This window comes from Pseudomonas sp. FSO-7 (assembly GCF_059579345.1).
Genome location: NZ_CM184193.1, coordinates 5377908 through 5393034, shown reverse-complemented (window position 1 = coordinate 5393034; position 15127 = coordinate 5377908). Strand labels below are relative to the sequence as shown.

The following is a 15127-nucleotide window of genomic DNA, read 5'->3' as shown; positions in this document are numbered from 1 at the left end:
CGATGAAAAAGTTTTTCAGCCTGCTGGCGACGCTGTTGGTGCTGGCCCTGGCGCTGTGGATCGGCCGTACGCTGTGGGTCCATTACATGAACACGCCTTGGACCCGCGATGGTCGGGTGCGGGCCGACATCATCAATGTGGCCGCCGACGTCAGCGGCGAGGTGGTCGAGGTGCCGGTGCGCGACAACCAATCGGTGAAAAAGGGCGACTTGTTGATGCGCATCGACCCCGAGCATTACCGCATCGCCGTGAAGCAGGCGCGCGCCCTGGTGGCGTCGCGCAAGGCCACTTGGGAAATGCGCAAGGTCAACGCCCATCGGCGTGCCGACCTGGACAGCCTGGTGATCTCCCGGGAAAACCGCGACGACGCCAGCAACATCGCCGACTCGGCCCTGGCCGACTACCAGCAGGCCCAGGCCCAATTGGAGGCTGCGCAGCTGAACTTGTCACGTACCGAAGTCCGCGCGGCGGTGGATGGCTACGTCACCAACCTCAACGTGCACCGCGGCGACTATGCGCGCATCGGCGAGGCGAAGATGGCCGTGGTGGACATGAATTCGTTCTGGGTCTATGGCTTCTTCGAAGAAACCAAATTGCCCAAGGTGCGGGTCGGCGATGCGGCGCAGCTGCAGTTGATGAGCGGTGAGGTGCTCAAGGGGCATGTGGAAAGTATTTCCCGTGGCATCTACGACCGCGACAACCCCGAAAGCCGCGAACTGATCGCCGACGTGAACCCCACGTTCAACTGGGTTCGCCTGGCCCAGCGGGTGCCGGTGCGCATTCATCTGGATGAAGTGCCGGAGAGTGTGCTGCTGGCGGCGGGGATGACCTGCACGGTGGTGGTAGAACCCCACGACAAGGGCTGAGATCAGTGATTACTGATGGGATGATGGCGAGGTTGATGCCCACCACAGAACCCCTGTGGGAGCGAGCTTGCTCGCGATAGCGGTGGTTCAGCCGCATCGAGGGTGGCTGACACGCCGTCATCGCGAGCAAGCTCGCTCCCACATTTTTTTCCGGGGTGATGGCGAGGTTAATGCCCACCACAGATCCCCTGTGGGAGCGAGCTTGCTCGCGATAGCGGTGGTTCAGTTGCATGAGGGTGGCTGACACGCTGTCATCGCGAGCAAGCTCGCTCCCACAGGAATTGAAGTTCAGCCACTGCACAACAGCAAAAAAGCCCAATTCGCGCTGACTACAGCGATTTCCCCAACCCAAACCGCTTCATCAACCCTTTCTCCAGCAACCCTTTGGGCAACAAGCCAGCCATCAACGGCAGCGCCCGGCTGCCATTGCCCAGGCGCAGCAGGCGGGGGGGCTTGGGTTGTTGAACCGCCTTGAGCAGCGCGGCGGCGAACGCGTGGGTCGGGGTCGGGTTGTCCTGGGAGGCCTTGGCTCGGGCGCGGATGCCATCGCGCAGCGGCCACCAGGGCGATTGTTCGCTGATCAATTGTTCGGCTTCATGGCCGGCATTCTTGGCGAAGCTGGAGGCAATCGCGCCGGGCTGGACCTCCATCACGCGGATGCCGAACGGCGCCAGTTCCATGCGCAAGGCATCGCTCAAGGCATGCACTGCCGCCTTCGACGCGCAATAGGCGCCAGCGAACGGCGTGACCAGCACCCCGGAAACGCTGCCGATGTTCACCACCAGCCCCCTGGCCCGACGTAACACCGGGAACAGCGCCCGGGTGACCCCGACGATGGCGAACACGTTGGTTTCGAACTGGCGCTGCATGGCCGGCACGCCGCCGTCCAGCAGCGGGCCCATGGCGCCATAGCCGGCATTGTTGACCAGCACATCCAGGCCACCATGCTGCTGGTTGATCCGCTCACCCAGTTGTTCCAGGGCTTGCCCGTCGTTGACGTCCAGCTGCATGGCGGTGAACCCGGCCGTGGCGAGTGTCGCCACGTCTTCAGCCTTGCGCGCCGTGGCCCAGACTTGATAACCCGCGGCCTTGAAGGCGTCGGCGAGGGCGCGGCCAATGCCGCTGGAACATCCGGTAATCAACGCAACAGGCATGGCGCGTTCCTTGTGCAAAAAAATTTGGGGGGAGGGCAATCAGTTGGAAAAGCTACCGTGCAATCGCTCGGCGCGAAACTCCAGGGTCTGCGGGCGATAACCCGGGCGCAGGGGCGGCAGCGGCAAGCAGTCTTGCCAGTCGGCGCCGGCCTGCAATTCGCCGGGGCCTCGATAGCGCGGTGCGTCGTAGGGGCTGTCGGCCAGGTTGATGGTGTCGCCAGGTGCATAGGCCGCAACCCGCCAGCGCAGCTCGATCAGCGGCACGTCGTTGTTGTTTTTCATGGTCAGCGACAGCGGGCGGTCGGCGGGGCACTGTTGAGGGGCATAGCTGATGCGCAGTTCCAGGCGCTCCAACTGCCGGGTCTCGCGGCTTTCCTGCCAGAGCACCCAGGCGGCGACCAGTCCCAGCCCGATGAAGGCCGCCAGGGAGACCGGCAGGGCCTTGGCCGGGTAGCGCAACAGCAGGATGAGCCAAGTGATAACGAGGAGCACGCCAATGAGCATGGATCAAAACTCCGTGAAGTCGTGGCGACCATCCTATCGAAGAGACGCTTGAATGGACATCCGCAGGACAGGGAGTGGTCCCGTTGGTCAGCACTGTAATTTCTGACAGTTGCCGTGGGACCGCCCTGCGTTTGAGATAGCCCTGAATAAACGGACGGCGTTGCTGCGCCCCAACCGCACAAGCCGAAACAGGGGAGCGCTGATGAAGTTCATCCTGATGCAGGTGTTATGCATTCTGGTCACCGGATGCCTGCACCTCTCAACCCGTCATGTGTCCGACCCTTCAAGCCTCGCGCAGCTGGAGCAAGACGGGACCGCTACCGCATCGGCGCTGGCGGCGCGTTATGCCGACACCCGCATCAACTGCGGCAGTGCCTCCACGCCGGCGTTTCTCTGCTCCGGGATTGTGTTCCGGGGGACGATTCACTCGACCGACTACAACGCCTGGAACCCCAGTCCCATTGCCGAGGAAAAAGGAGCCGTATCATTCTCATACCTGCGGCAGGATTCGCAGTTCCGGCAGATCGACTCCACGTACGATCACGGCTTCATTTTCTATCCGGTTCTGGATATGCCAGCCGACAAGCGCAAGATTGAAATTCTCTGCGTGTTCCCCATCGATGGCGCCACGTTCGACCGGGACAATCCGGGGTGTGGCGCTCACCGCAGCTACCCGCAGCAGAGCCGGCGCTGTCAATCGCAGGGCATTACCTCAGCAGAGCAGTGGCTGGCCCACACGAACCAACCAGGTGTGGTCCAGAGTTACTACCAATGCAGCTTCGATGTACGTGACCAGATGAATGACGCGGCAGCCGACTCGTTCCATCAAGCCCTTCGTGCGATGCAACTGCACAATGCTGTTGCGTTCCACAGCCGCAATGAACTGATGCTTGCCACCTGGCCGCGGGATATTGCCCCGCAGTTGCCGATCCAGGCGTTCTACTACGTAGGGAATGGCTTGAGATTCGCCCAATATGACCAACAGGACTTCTATGAACACAGCGGTCTTTGGCGGCCCATCATACGTATCGACTTGCCTGCGACCCCAGCGCACAAGGCTTCGTTTTCGTTCGATCCGAGGGATCAGGTATTTGACGAGCGCAGCAAAATCCTGCGCGTCAGTTCCCTGACCGCCTCGCCCCGGGGCGACACTTTTACATTCGCGGCTGACAGCGGCTTTCCCTACACCGGATTCAGCGGAGGACGGCTGGTTCTCAACGTCATCGGTGGGACGCCGCCGTATGCCTTCAGCAGTGCCGACCCGCAACAGATGCCCATCGATCCCGGCACCGGTGAGATTACCCTCAGGGGCTATACACACGGGACGTTCACTATCAGGGACGCACGCCAGCAGAGCGCGCAATACACCCTGCCCAAGCCAAGGTTATGGTTTACCGCGCTGGCCTGTCATATGAATTGGAGCGCGGCCTACAACTACTCGCTCAGCCATGGCGCAGCCTTGCCCCAGGCGTATGAACTGGGCAACGGTTACCTGCTTCGCTACCCCGGCGCGGTGTATCCCGAGTGGGGCGATATGGTGCGGGGGTATGGCTGGCCCATCGGTGCTTTCGATGCCGACCAGAATTTCGATCCCCGGGTTTCCGATTACTGGACGGCACAGGCCCATCACTCGGGCAACTATTACACGTTGATGATCGACCACGGGACCGTCTATTCCCGACCTGCCGACTGGAGGCTCTGCTCGGTGGCCGTTCTGCGCACGCCTTGAGCCGAGCCCATCGAGTCTCCGGCCAGGGCCAGCGGTGCCGCGGTATGCCGTCGGTCGCCACTGTCATATCTGACAGTAGGCAGCCTTGCAGACCCGTTGGTTAGATGGGCCGCGATACCCTGGCACTACATGGGATTCCTACAGATGGGCATGGATTATCGAACGCCGACGCTGATAGCCGTCGACTCGCGGAGCAGGCCGGTTCGTTCGGTCGATTACTGCCGCAGCCTCCCGAACGGCCTGGCGCAGCGGCGTATCAACCGCAGCCTCTTTGACCTCGCCGGGCGCGCGGTGAAACAGTGGGATCCACGGTTGTGGGCCATGCAGGACAGTGACGAACGGGCGCCCAGTAACCTTTCGGCGATTTATTCGTTGTCCGGCGTCACGCTGCGCACAGACAGCGTCGATGCCGGCCGGCAGATCGATCTGCCGGGGCTCGCCGAGGAAGGATTGCTGGGCTGGGACAGTCGAGGGACACAGCGCGATGTGCTCTATGACGAATCGCTTCGCCCCGTGGCGGTGTCCGAGCAGGGCGACGGGCAGCCGCGCCGATGTACCGAACGCCTGGCTTATGGATACCCGGGCCAGGGCGATCAGGACCACAACCAGTATGGCCAACTGATCCGTCACGACGACACGGCGGGTACGTTGTTACTGGCGTCGTTTGCCTTGACCGGGCATAACCTCATGCAGGACCGCCGTTACATCCTCGATGCGGCTTTGCCCGATTGGCCGGAGTCGGAATCCGATCGCGAACAACGCCTTGAACCTGGAAGCGGTGCCGTTTCGACGTGGCGTGTCGGGCCGCTGAGCGATGTGCTGGAGCGAGTCGACGCCCGGGGAAATCGACAACGCCAACGCCTTACGCTCGATGGTCGGCTGTCCGGCAGCCAGCTGCTATTGGCGGGGCAGGATGATTGGCAGACGCTGGTGAGTGATGTTCGCTACGATGCTCTTGGACAGATCGAGGGGGAAACAGCCGGCAACGGCGTGCAAACCACCCTTATCTATAACCCTGAAGACGGGCGCCTGGCGGAGCGCCAAGCCCTGCGTGCCGGCCAGGTACTGCAACACTTGCGCTACGTTTATGACCCGATGGGCAACGTGTTGAGCATCGAGGACGCAGCCCTGGCGGTTCGCTACTTTGCCAACCAGCGCATCGACCCGATCAGCCGCTTTGTCTACGACAGTCTCTATAAACTGATCCAAGCCACCGGTTGGGAGGCGGGCTCGGCGAATCAAGGGCCCGATTCGCTGAGGCACAACGACCCGGCGGCGGTTAGCAATTATCAGCAGACCTACCGCTACGACGAAGGCGGCAATCTGTTGACGCTGGTTCACGTCGGGGCACAAAGCCATGGTCGGGAAATCCAAGCGGCTCGCTATAGCAATCGCTGCCTGCCGTACCGCAATGGCGTGCCGCCCACCGAGGACGAAATTGCCGCGGCGTTCGATGCGCGGGGCAATTGCCTGGAACTGGACGCGGGCCGGTTCCTGGCCTGGGACTTGCGCAACCAGCTTGGCTCGGTCACCCCCATCGAACGCTCTTCGGGCCTTAACGACAGCGAGGCTTATATCTACGACAGCGGCGGGCAACGTGTGCGCAAGTTGCGCACGCTTCAGACCGACGCTCGCACGCTCGCCGCCGAGGTCCGTTATTTGCCGGGGCTGGAACTGCGCGCCGACAGCGGCACGGGCGAGGCGCTGCAAGTGATCACTGCCCAAGGCGGGCTCAGCGATGTTCGGGTGCTGCATTGGGAAAGCGCACCGCCGACCGGCGAGAACGACTGCTATCGATACAGCGTTGCCGATCATTTGGGCTCGGTCAGCCTGGAGCTTGCCCAGGATGGGCGGGTCATCAGCCGGGAGCATTTTTATCCTTTTGGCGAAACGGCTTATCTGGCAGGGGACGATGCGGTCGAGGTGGGCTACAAGACAGTGCGTTATTCGGGCAAGGAGAGGGATGCCACGGGGCTTTATTACTATGGGTTCAGGTATTACACGCCTTGGCTGCAGCGATGGGTGAATCCAGATCCGGCGGGGGCGGTTGATGGTTTGAACGGGTATCGGATGGTCAGAAACAACCCGGTGGGTTGGTTTGATGATAACGGGCTCATGCCGGTGGAAACGGGCAATGGAGCCGTTGCATCGGGGGTAGCGAAAAAAAGTGTCGTCAGCGATCTCAAGAGCCGTTTCGAAAGCCAAACAGCAGGGGCTCTCCGACCCGCCACTTCTGCGAATATCAGCAGCCGTTTCGGAAGCGGAACAGCAAAGGTTCCTCCACCCGCCACTTTTGCCAATACCCCTGGGAAGGGGGGAAACGACAGCACATCAATACCGACAGGCGTTGCTTTCAGTCCACTTAAGTTTACGGAGGCGGGCGAGGACGCGCTTTCAACCAGCGACGTTTCGATGCGTTTCAAACCGGCGACAATCATACGAAACGGATTGGAGGTTTCTGTGGAGCGTCTGGTCGTGACTTTTAAGAAAAAGTTCGATCTGGTCGAAGGAAAAAGCCTGCCTGAATGGCCACGAGGGTACGAGTTGGTGCCGAGCCAAGACTGGGCAAATGAATCAGGCATCAAGGAGTATGAAAAATTTCACGTATTGGAAGGTGCGGAGCGTGAGCGTGCGGTTGCTTTAATCAAGGCCAAGGATCAAGCAGCGCTCAAGGTCGGCTTGGGAACTCCGACGTACGCATACGATAGCGATGCAAAAGTCATTACCCTGAAAGATGGCCATCATCGCTTTATCGCGGCGGCGAGATTGGGTCGAACCATTGAGCTGGACAGCTCCCGTGTTCCTACGTCCAATCTTAAGTGGAAAAACCTCAAATTCAGTGCCAAGCAGCCCTTGAAAGTCTGACTTGAAGAAGGGTCCAACCCACTGCGGATAGGGGACGCAGTGGGTTGGATGGGGACTTCTCGTCTGGCTGATCGTTACTGGGCGATGGTTTTCACCGAGACGCCGCGTTCGACCGGGGTGGAGCGACCGTAGATGTCTTCGAAACGCTCGATGTCGTCTTCGCCCAGGTAGCTGCCGGACTGCACTTCGATGATTTCCAGCGGGATCTTGCCCGGGTTGCGCAGGCGGTGGACCGACGCGATCGGGATGTAGGTCGACTGGTTTTCGCAGAGCAGGAACACGTTCTCGTCGCAGGTCACTTCGGCGGTGCCGCTGACCACGATCCAGTGTTCGGCGCGGTGGTGGTGCATCTGCAGCGACAGGCACGCGCCCGGCTTGACCGAGATGTGCTTGACCTGGAAACGACCGCCCATGTCCACCGAGTCATAGGAACCCCACGGACGATAGACCTCGCAGTGGTTCTGGGTCTCGGTGCGGCCCTGTGCGTTGAGGGTGTTGACCATCTGCTTGACGCCTTGGACCTTGTCCTTGTGGGCGATCATCATGGCGTCCTTGGTTTCGACCACCACGATGTTGTCCAGGCCGATCACCGACACCAGCTTGCCGTTGCCGTGGATCATGCAGTTGCGGCTGTCTTGGACGACCACGTCGCCCTTGGTGACGTTGCCGTTGGCGTCCTTGGCATTGACTTCCCACAGCGACGACCAGCAGCCGACATCGCTCCAACCGGCCGACAGTGGGACCACACAGGCGCGCTGGGTCTTTTCCATCACCGCGTAGTCGATGGAGTTATCCGGGCAGCAGGCGAAGGTGGCTTCGTCGAAGGTAATGGTGTCAGCCGTCTGCTCACTGCGCTCCAGGGTCAGCAGGCAGGTGTCGTAGATGTCTGGATCGTGCTTTTTCAGCTCTTCGAGGAAGCGGCTGGCGCGGAACAGGAACATGCCGCTGTTCCAGAAGTAACCGCCGGCCTCGACGAACTCGGTGGCACGCTTGACGTCGGGTTTTTCGACGAAGTGCGAGACGCGGCTCACGCCTTCGGGCAGCAGCGCATCGTTGGTCGACTTGATGTAGCCATAGCCGGTTTCCGGTTTGGTGGCCGGTACGCCGAACAGCACCATCTCGCCACGCTCGGCGGCCACGGTGGCCAGGGCCAGGGCGCGTTGCAGGGCTTTCTGGTCTTCCAGCACGTGGTCGGCCGGCAGCACCAGCATCAGCTCGTCACGGCCTTCGTTGACCAGCATCATCGCCGTCAGCGCCACGGCCGGGGCGGTGTTGCGCCCGAACGGTTCCATCAGGATGCGCTGGGCTTCGAGTTTACGGTTGGTCAACTGCTCGTTGACGATGAAACGGTGGTCTTTGTTGCAGACCACGATCGGCGTGTCCATGCCTTCGAACACCAGGCGCTCGAGGGTCTGCTGGAACAGGGTGTGTTCACCGGTCAGGGCCAGGAACTGTTTAGGGAATTGCTTGCGCGAAAGCGGCCAAAGACGTGAGCCACTACCACCTGACAAGATCACCGGAATCATGTTTGTTACTCCTTGAAGCGAAATGGTTGTTAGAGCTACTGCGTTCTGTCGTTTCACTCTCTTGTTGTTGTTCCGTACCCGAATGACACCCCGATTCAGGGTGGGAGCGGGCTTGCTCGCGAAAGTGGTGCTTCAGCCAACATCAATGTTGAATGTGAGACCGTATTCGCGAGCAAGCCCGCTCCCACAGGGGTACAGCGTCAATCAGGTGAATTCATCAGCGGGTCGACACAGGGCGTTTCACCCACACTGGCGACAGGCTGCTGCCTGAACCGGTGACGTACAGCACGGCCGCTTCGCCGCGCTCCAGGGCCACGGGCTTGAGGTCGCCGACTTTCTTGTCGCCTTCGAACAGGGCCAGGGACACTTTCACCGGGTTGATCTCACGTTCGCCACGGCCCTTGGCGGCCACGTTCGGCACCACTTCGGTCTTGCCATCGGCGGTCTTGAGGGTCAGTGCCTTGTCGCTGAGGTTCTGTACGCGGACCAGGGACTTCTGCTTGTTCTTGAACGGCGGTTCTTCGATCAGTTGCGGCTGGCCGCTGGCGTTGTTGACCAGGGTGTAATAGTGATCGGAGGCCAGTTTCACCGGCACGGTCTGGCTGCCGACCTTGGCGCTGTAGTCGCCGCCGGGCATGAAGCTGAAGTCGCTGCTGGCCAGGGGGGCTACGTCGCTGATGTTGGTGCTGCCGACGGTGGCGCTGACTTCGGCGTTGCTGGCGTTGTACACCCGCACGAAGCTCGAGCCTTTTGGCGCGATGGGGCCGTACAGGGCCGCGTCACCGGCAAAGGCGGACAGTGAGAGGGCGCTCATGCTGGCGACGAGGGCAACAGCCTTGAAGGAGCGAGCAGCGAGACGGCGAGGAGTAGTGTTGAAAGTCATGGTGGACCTCTCTTTCAGTTTTGCGCCCGGTCGGGCGTCTCGGATGGGGTGTTGGCGGCTACGTTCTGTTGGCGAGCGCCGGCTTGCTTGAGCTCTGCGACCCACTGTGGGTCGGCGTCGCCGATTTCGTTGTTCACAGGCAGATAACGTTCAGGGAACTCCCAGATCAGCACTTGTGGCGGGCTGTTCTTGAAGGCATCGCTCTTGAGGTAGCTGAGCATCGGCAGAATCGGGCCGTGGCCGTCTTCGGCGTAGTTCACGACGTCGCTGAGCAGGGCTTGCTTGAGTGCACCGACGAAGTTCCAAGTAGGGTTGGCGCTGTAGCTGGTGCCGATCAGGGCCACGGGCACCTGGGCATCGGCGAACAGCGCGTCGCCTTCGGCCGGCTGGTCGTCGGCTTCGCGGGTGTTGCGCTTGACCAGCGGCTCCTGGGCTGGCATCAGGTTTTCGAACAGCGGGTCCAGCGGCAGGAACTGGCGCAGGTCGCCCTTGTGGGTGATTTTTTCCGCAGGCTCGGTGACGAAGCGCTGCGGCTCGCCGTTGAGCGGTGCCTTCTCGGCAATGGCCTTGGCCAGGTTCTCGGCAGCGACCTGGGCACCTTCCGGCGTCCAGTGGGTGTCGGTGCGCAGGAACACTTGCTGGCCGCTTTGCTTGGCCTGTTGCAGCGGGCCGAGCAGGTCAGGCGCGAGGATATTGTCGGCCGCGACGCGAGCGTGGAAATCCTGGTAGAGGTTGGCGTGAATGCTCGATGGCTTCACTTCGCCCAGGTGCTCGGGGTACAGCCGCGCCTTGGCCGGCAGGATCGCCATGACCAGGGTGATGCCTTGTTCCTTGAGCTTCTGGCGCACGCCTTCGACCAGCGCGTAGTTGCCTTGCAGGTTCAGCTCTTCGTTGACGATCGGGTTGAACTCTTCATCGCTGTACAGCCACTGGTCGCGGCCCAGGACCACGCCTTTGCGGCCCTCGTTGAACAGCTTGTAGTCCAGCGCGGCCCAGATGTTGGTGCCCAGGCGCTTGATCGGGAACTCTTCGTCGTAGTGCGTTTCCACGGCCTTGGCCCAGCGCCCGTTGAGCACGGTCGCGTCGGGGTTGGTGCTGAAGCCTAGGAAGCTGCGCATCGACCAGATACCCAGCGCTGTCAGGATCAGCATGAACAGTGCGATGTAAAAGATGCGTAATGAGCGGGTCATGTTCAGATCCCTCAGAACTGGAAGTAAAGGAACGGCGAGAAGCTTTGCGCCGAGAGTTTGAGAATCGAGGCGATGAACAGCAGCAGCACCAGGGTGCGCATCACGTAGCGTGACCAGTCCACGGTCCAGTAGGCCGGTTGCACCTGGGCTTCGACGCCAACGGTGTAGCCAGGTTCATGAATGTTCGTCGGATTTTCGCCCGGCGCGGCTTTGATCAGACCCGGTTGTGCAGTGGCCGGACCATCGGCCTCGGTGGTCACTTCAGGCTTGGTCTTGACTGGCGGACGGTTGGTGTAGAAGTCCCGCAGGCCGAAGAAGGCGAGGGTGACGTAGGCCACCGCCAGCGTGGCGATCTGCAGACCGGTGAGGTTGGCGCGGGTCAGTTCCGACAGCGACCAGTCGCCGAAGCTGAACATGGCGCCGTACATGCGACCGGCCACGTGCAGGTTCTCGGCCCGGAAGATCACCCAGCCCATCACCACCAGCAGGAAGGTCAGCGCCCAGCGGATCGGGTTGATGCTGCGTGGCGTGGTGTTGATGCCCACCGCTTTTTCGATGGCCAGCCACATGCCGTGCCAGGCACCCCAGATCACGTAGGTGATGTTCGCGCCGTGCCACAGACCACCGAGCAGCATGGTCAGGAACAGGTTGCGATAGGTCATCAGCGTGCCTTTGCGGTTACCGCCCAGGGTGATGTAGAGGTAGTCGCGCAGCCAGGTCGACAGGCTGATGTGCCAGCGGCGCCAGAACTCGGTGATCGATTGGCTGATGTAGGGCTGCTTGAAGTTTTCCATGAAACGGAAACCCATCATCAGGCCCAGGCCGATGGCCATGTCGCTGTAGCCGGAGAAGTCGAAGTACAGCTGCGCGGTGTAGGCCAGGGCGCCGAGCCAGGCATCGCCCGTGGTCGGGTTCTGCAAGGCGAAGCAATGGTCGGCCACCACCGCCAGGGTGTCGGCGATGAACACTTTCTTGATGAAGCCCTGCATGAAGCGGGTGCAGCCTTCGGAGAACTTGTCCAGCGTGTGGGTGCGGTTGTTGAACTGGTCGGCCAGGTCGCGGAAGCGCAACACGGGGCCGGCGATCAGGTGCGGGAAAATGGCCACGAACGCTGCGAAGTCGATCAGGTTGCGGGTCGCCGGCGTATCACCACGATAGACGTCGATGATGTAGCTGATGGACTCGAAGATGTAGAACGAGATCCCGATCGGCAACAGCACGTGGGTCAGGATGAACGGGTTGAGACCGAAGCCGGTGATGATGGCGTTGAGGCTGTCCACGCCGAAGTTGGCGTACTTGAAATAGCCCAGGATGGCCAAGTCCACACCCACGCCGAGCAACAGCCAGCGCTGGGCCGGTTTGGTGCGCACACCGGCGGCGCCGACTTTCAGGCCGATCCAGTAGTTCCACAGGGTCACGCCGGCGAACAGCGCGAGGAAGTCCACCCGCCACCAGGCATAGAACACGTAGCTGGCGATCAGCAGCAGCAGGTTGCGATAGCGTTGCCCGCTCAGGTAGTACAAGCCGAGAAAGATCGGCAGGAACAGGAACAGGAACACGTTGGATGAAAATACCATCCCGATCTCTCCATGTTGAATCAACAGTCAAGGGCCAGAGCCCCCCCAAACCCCCCCATGAAAACCGGGAGGTTCATTGCATTTGAAACAGACCACTTTCCCTTGTGGGAGCGAGCTTGCTCGCGATGGCAGTGGATCAGCTTGCATCGCAGTCGCATGTGCCGCCGTCATCGCGAGCAAGCTCGCTCCCACAGGGTTCCCTGCCAGGCAGGGAGAACGGTGTCAGCTTCCTTTTTCGCCTTTCTCCCGCGACGGGTCATACACCCGGGTCAAGTCCCCGCCGAGGCGGAAGGTCTTGAACGGTTGCATTTCATGTTTGCGCTCCAGCACATCCTCGGAGCAGGTGTAGAGGCTGCAGAACGGTTCGAGCCAAGCGAATTTCGAATCGACCTTCAGGTCTTTCATGTCCTGCTCTTCACCGTTCTTCTCTTCGAAGATGTCCGGGTCTTTCACCCCGGCCAGCACCCGGTCCCCCAGTCGCTTGAGGGCACCGTTGTTTTCCTGGCGCAGGTCCACACCGTTGACCTGGGCGAAGCTGGCGATCATCGCCAGCGGCGGCAGGGCATAGTTGTGGTAGGACAGGGCCCGTTGCTTGCGCTTGAGTTCGTTAGGCAGGAAACCGTCGGCATCGACCTGGTTGACGCCGACCTTGTATTCCTTGACGGCCCAGTCGAACAGGTCGCGGCGGTTGGTTGCCACGGAGGTGGCCATCACCGACCAGGCGGCCCAGTAGGAATGGTTGTTGGTCTTGTCCAACGGCAGGTTGTCCCAGTCACTGACCACCTGATCGGCCATCCGGCTGAACCAGCCTTCGATCAGTTGCGCCTGCTCCTGGTGATTGGCCAATGGGCGGGACTCGGAGAACTTCAGGCGCACATAGGCCGAAGCCATGCTACCCAACGCCCATTTGCGCATGGACTTGCCGGTGTGGTTGAAGTCCTTGGACATCAGCGCATCGGCCTGGGCCCAGGCGGTCAGCCAGTTCAGCGTGCATTCCAGTTGCTCGGGGCGCCCGTCACGCATGAACTGCATGACTTGCTTGCTGACGCCACGCTCGATCTTGGTGATGTCGGCGGTGCTGTCGCGGAAGGCTTTTTCCGATTGCACGTTCAACGTCGAGCGGGCTTTGTCGGAGCCCTCGTACTTGCTGCGAAATTGCAGGGAGCCGGTGTAGGGCGTCGGCGTGGCGTCGCAACCTTTGGCCGCTTCGCCGGCCTTGACCTTTTCGATCGGTGCGAAATAACCCTGTGGCGGGCGCAACGGGGCCGCCGCCTGCGTGGCCCCGGCGAACAGCGCCAGGGTCAGCAGGGAGGGCGCCAGCAGCGTTTTCAACGTTCGGGTGCGCGTGGTACTGGTCATGAGACGAGACCTCATTGTCCGATTTGAGCCGTTTGTTGCCCGGCTTGCGGAGATGCGTTGCGTTTGCAGACTTTCGCTTCGATTTGCAGCGGCTCTTTACCGGCTTCAGGACCCTGGACTTCAACGGCTAGCAGGTTCTGCGAAGCCCAGTCCTCGTCGGTGCGCAATTGGAAGGCGAAACGTCCGTCGGTGTCGGAGGTATCCGGTTTTTCGATCTTGATATCCTCGTGGCGCCCATTCATGTACCAGAGGGTGGCTTGCAAGGTTTTCACCGAGGTGTCGGTGAAGCGGATGTCGACCTGGTGGCTGCCATTACGCAGATCCATGTTCTTGGTATTGACCATCAATTCGTTCTTGCCCGGCTTGAGCGCGGTCTTGCTGCTCATGAGTGCCGGCTTGCCTTCGCAACCGTTGTTGTCCAGCAGCGCCATCATCTGGCGGTAGATGGTTTCCTGGTCCAGGCGATACAGCGGCGAGAATTCCCAGATGAGAATTTTCGGCGGGTTCTTCTGGAACTCTTCGCTGCCCAGGTACTGGATCATCGCGCCTTCCAGGCCACCGCCAGGGAAGGCGACGTTGAGGATGTCGGCGCCGATGGCTTCCTGCAGGAAACCGGCAAAGTTGTAGTTCTTGCCGCTGTGACTGGTGCCCACGAGGGTGATCTGCGGGTTGCCGGAATCGCTGAACAGGTCGCCGTCGCCAGCCTCGCCCTTGGGTTCGGTGGTGAACTGGTCCATGTACTGGATCGCATAGCTGGTGCCACACAGTTGCCCGGCCATGTTGTGCAGGGTGCCGGTCTTGCCCATGCGGCCGGACTTCGTGGTCTCGAATTCACGCTTGGGAATGTCGGCGAAGGCCGGGATCTGCTTGACCTTCTCGGCGACGATCTTGGCCGTGCGCTGGGCGCCATACGGGGTCCAGTGCTGGTCGCCACGGAAATAGAAATCGTGGGCCGGCAGGGTCTCGGGCAGGTTTTCGTTGGTCAGCGGCGACAGGTCCGGCACCACATAACCCATCTGGGCGAAACGGCCGAGCATGGATTTGTAGTTGGTCAGGGCTTTCTCGTAGTCGAAAGCGGCCTTTTCCTGTGGGTTGAGCTTGTTGCGGTTCACCAGGCCCCGGGTCGGCTGGTAGACGATCACCAGTTCGACGCCTTTTGCCTTGAACGCATCGTGCAACTGTTGCATGCGCTTGTAGCCGGCCGGGGTGGTGTTGAATTCGGTGCGCAGGTCTTCCTGGGTCCGGAACAGCCAGTCGCCCTGAGCCTGCACCAGCGTGGTGAAGTTCTGCTGGTAGCGCGTGGTGTAGTTCTTCGCGTCATGGGCCGCCGGGCACAGGTTGCAGCACGGTTCGGCGGTGAAGCTCGGTGCCTTGATTTCATCGGCGCGCGCGCCGCTTGCAGCGGCGAGAATGCCGGCAGTCAGGGCGGACAGGCCCAGGAGTTTGATCATCTGTGGGTTCATAAAGGTCATCC

11 protein-coding genes are annotated in these 15127 nt (G+C 61.2%); 3 read left to right on the top strand and 8 right to left on the bottom strand.

Annotated features, from left to right (window positions below; genetic code table 11):
- Positions 1–2: 2 nt before the first annotated feature.
- Entirely contained in the window at positions 3–866 is an 864-nt protein-coding gene (locus tag AC515T_RS23515) for an efflux RND transporter periplasmic adaptor subunit (RefSeq protein ID WP_496530221.1), read from the top strand.
- Positions 867–1195: 329 nt separating this feature from the next.
- Here AC515T_RS23515 and AC515T_RS23510 read toward each other — a convergent pair whose 3' ends face one another.
- Both AC515T_RS23510 and AC515T_RS23505 read right to left on the bottom strand, forming a co-directional pair.
- Complete coding sequence (locus AC515T_RS23510) at positions 1196–2020, bottom strand: SDR family oxidoreductase (RefSeq protein ID WP_496530220.1); 825 nt, start codon at positions 2018–2020, stop codon at positions 1196–1198.
- A gap of 39 nt (positions 2021–2059) precedes the next feature.
- Entirely contained in the window at positions 2060–2524 is a 465-nt protein-coding gene (locus tag AC515T_RS23505; RefSeq protein ID WP_496530219.1) for a multidrug transporter, read from the bottom strand.
- 202 nt (positions 2525–2726) lie between these two features.
- Between AC515T_RS23505 and AC515T_RS23500 the strand changes: the two genes are divergently transcribed.
- Both AC515T_RS23500 and AC515T_RS23495 read left to right on the top strand, forming a co-directional pair.
- The gene (locus tag AC515T_RS23500; RefSeq protein ID WP_496530218.1) at positions 2727–4253 is read left to right on the top strand and encodes a hypothetical protein; all 1527 of its coding nucleotides are present in this window, start codon (positions 2727–2729) and stop codon (positions 4251–4253) included.
- 144 nt (positions 4254–4397) lie between these two features.
- Positions 4398–7118, top strand: coding sequence for an RHS repeat domain-containing protein (locus AC515T_RS23495; protein ID WP_496530217.1), 2721 nt, complete (start codon positions 4398–4400; stop codon positions 7116–7118).
- Between the two features lie 74 nt (positions 7119–7192).
- On the opposite strand, the gene AC515T_RS23490 is transcribed toward AC515T_RS23495, so the two are convergent.
- The 6 genes from AC515T_RS23490 to AC515T_RS23465 all read right to left on the bottom strand — a co-directional run bounded on the left by AC515T_RS23490 (position 7193) and on the right by AC515T_RS23465 (position 15116).
- Positions 7193–8644 (bottom strand): mannose-1-phosphate guanylyltransferase/mannose-6-phosphate isomerase, encoded by a 1452-nt coding sequence (locus AC515T_RS23490; RefSeq protein WP_047228836.1) that lies wholly within the window; start codon positions 8642–8644, stop codon positions 7193–7195.
- A 217-nt stretch (positions 8645–8861) separates the two neighbouring features.
- A complete protein-coding gene (locus AC515T_RS23485) occupies positions 8862–9527 on the bottom strand; it encodes an alginate O-acetyltransferase AlgF (protein WP_496530216.1) in 666 nt (221 codons plus the stop codon).
- Between the two features lie 14 nt (positions 9528–9541).
- Positions 9542–10717, bottom strand: a complete 1176-nt coding sequence (locus AC515T_RS23480; protein ID WP_496530215.1) for an alginate O-acetyltransferase — start codon at positions 10715–10717, stop codon at positions 9542–9544.
- Positions 10718–10728: 11 nt separating this feature from the next.
- A complete protein-coding gene (locus AC515T_RS23475; RefSeq protein WP_496530214.1) occupies positions 10729–12294 on the bottom strand; it encodes an MBOAT family O-acyltransferase in 1566 nt (521 codons plus the stop codon).
- 222 nt (positions 12295–12516) lie between these two features.
- Complete coding sequence (locus tag AC515T_RS23470; protein WP_496530213.1) at positions 12517–13653, bottom strand: mannuronate-specific alginate lyase; 1137 nt, start codon at positions 13651–13653, stop codon at positions 12517–12519.
- A gap of 11 nt (positions 13654–13664) precedes the next feature.
- Positions 13665–15116 carry an alginate O-acetyltransferase gene (locus tag AC515T_RS23465; RefSeq protein ID WP_496530212.1) on the bottom strand — a complete coding sequence of 484 codons (1452 nt, stop codon included), beginning with the start codon at positions 15114–15116 and terminating at the stop codon, positions 13665–13667.
- Between the last annotated feature and the right edge of the window lie 11 nt (positions 15117–15127).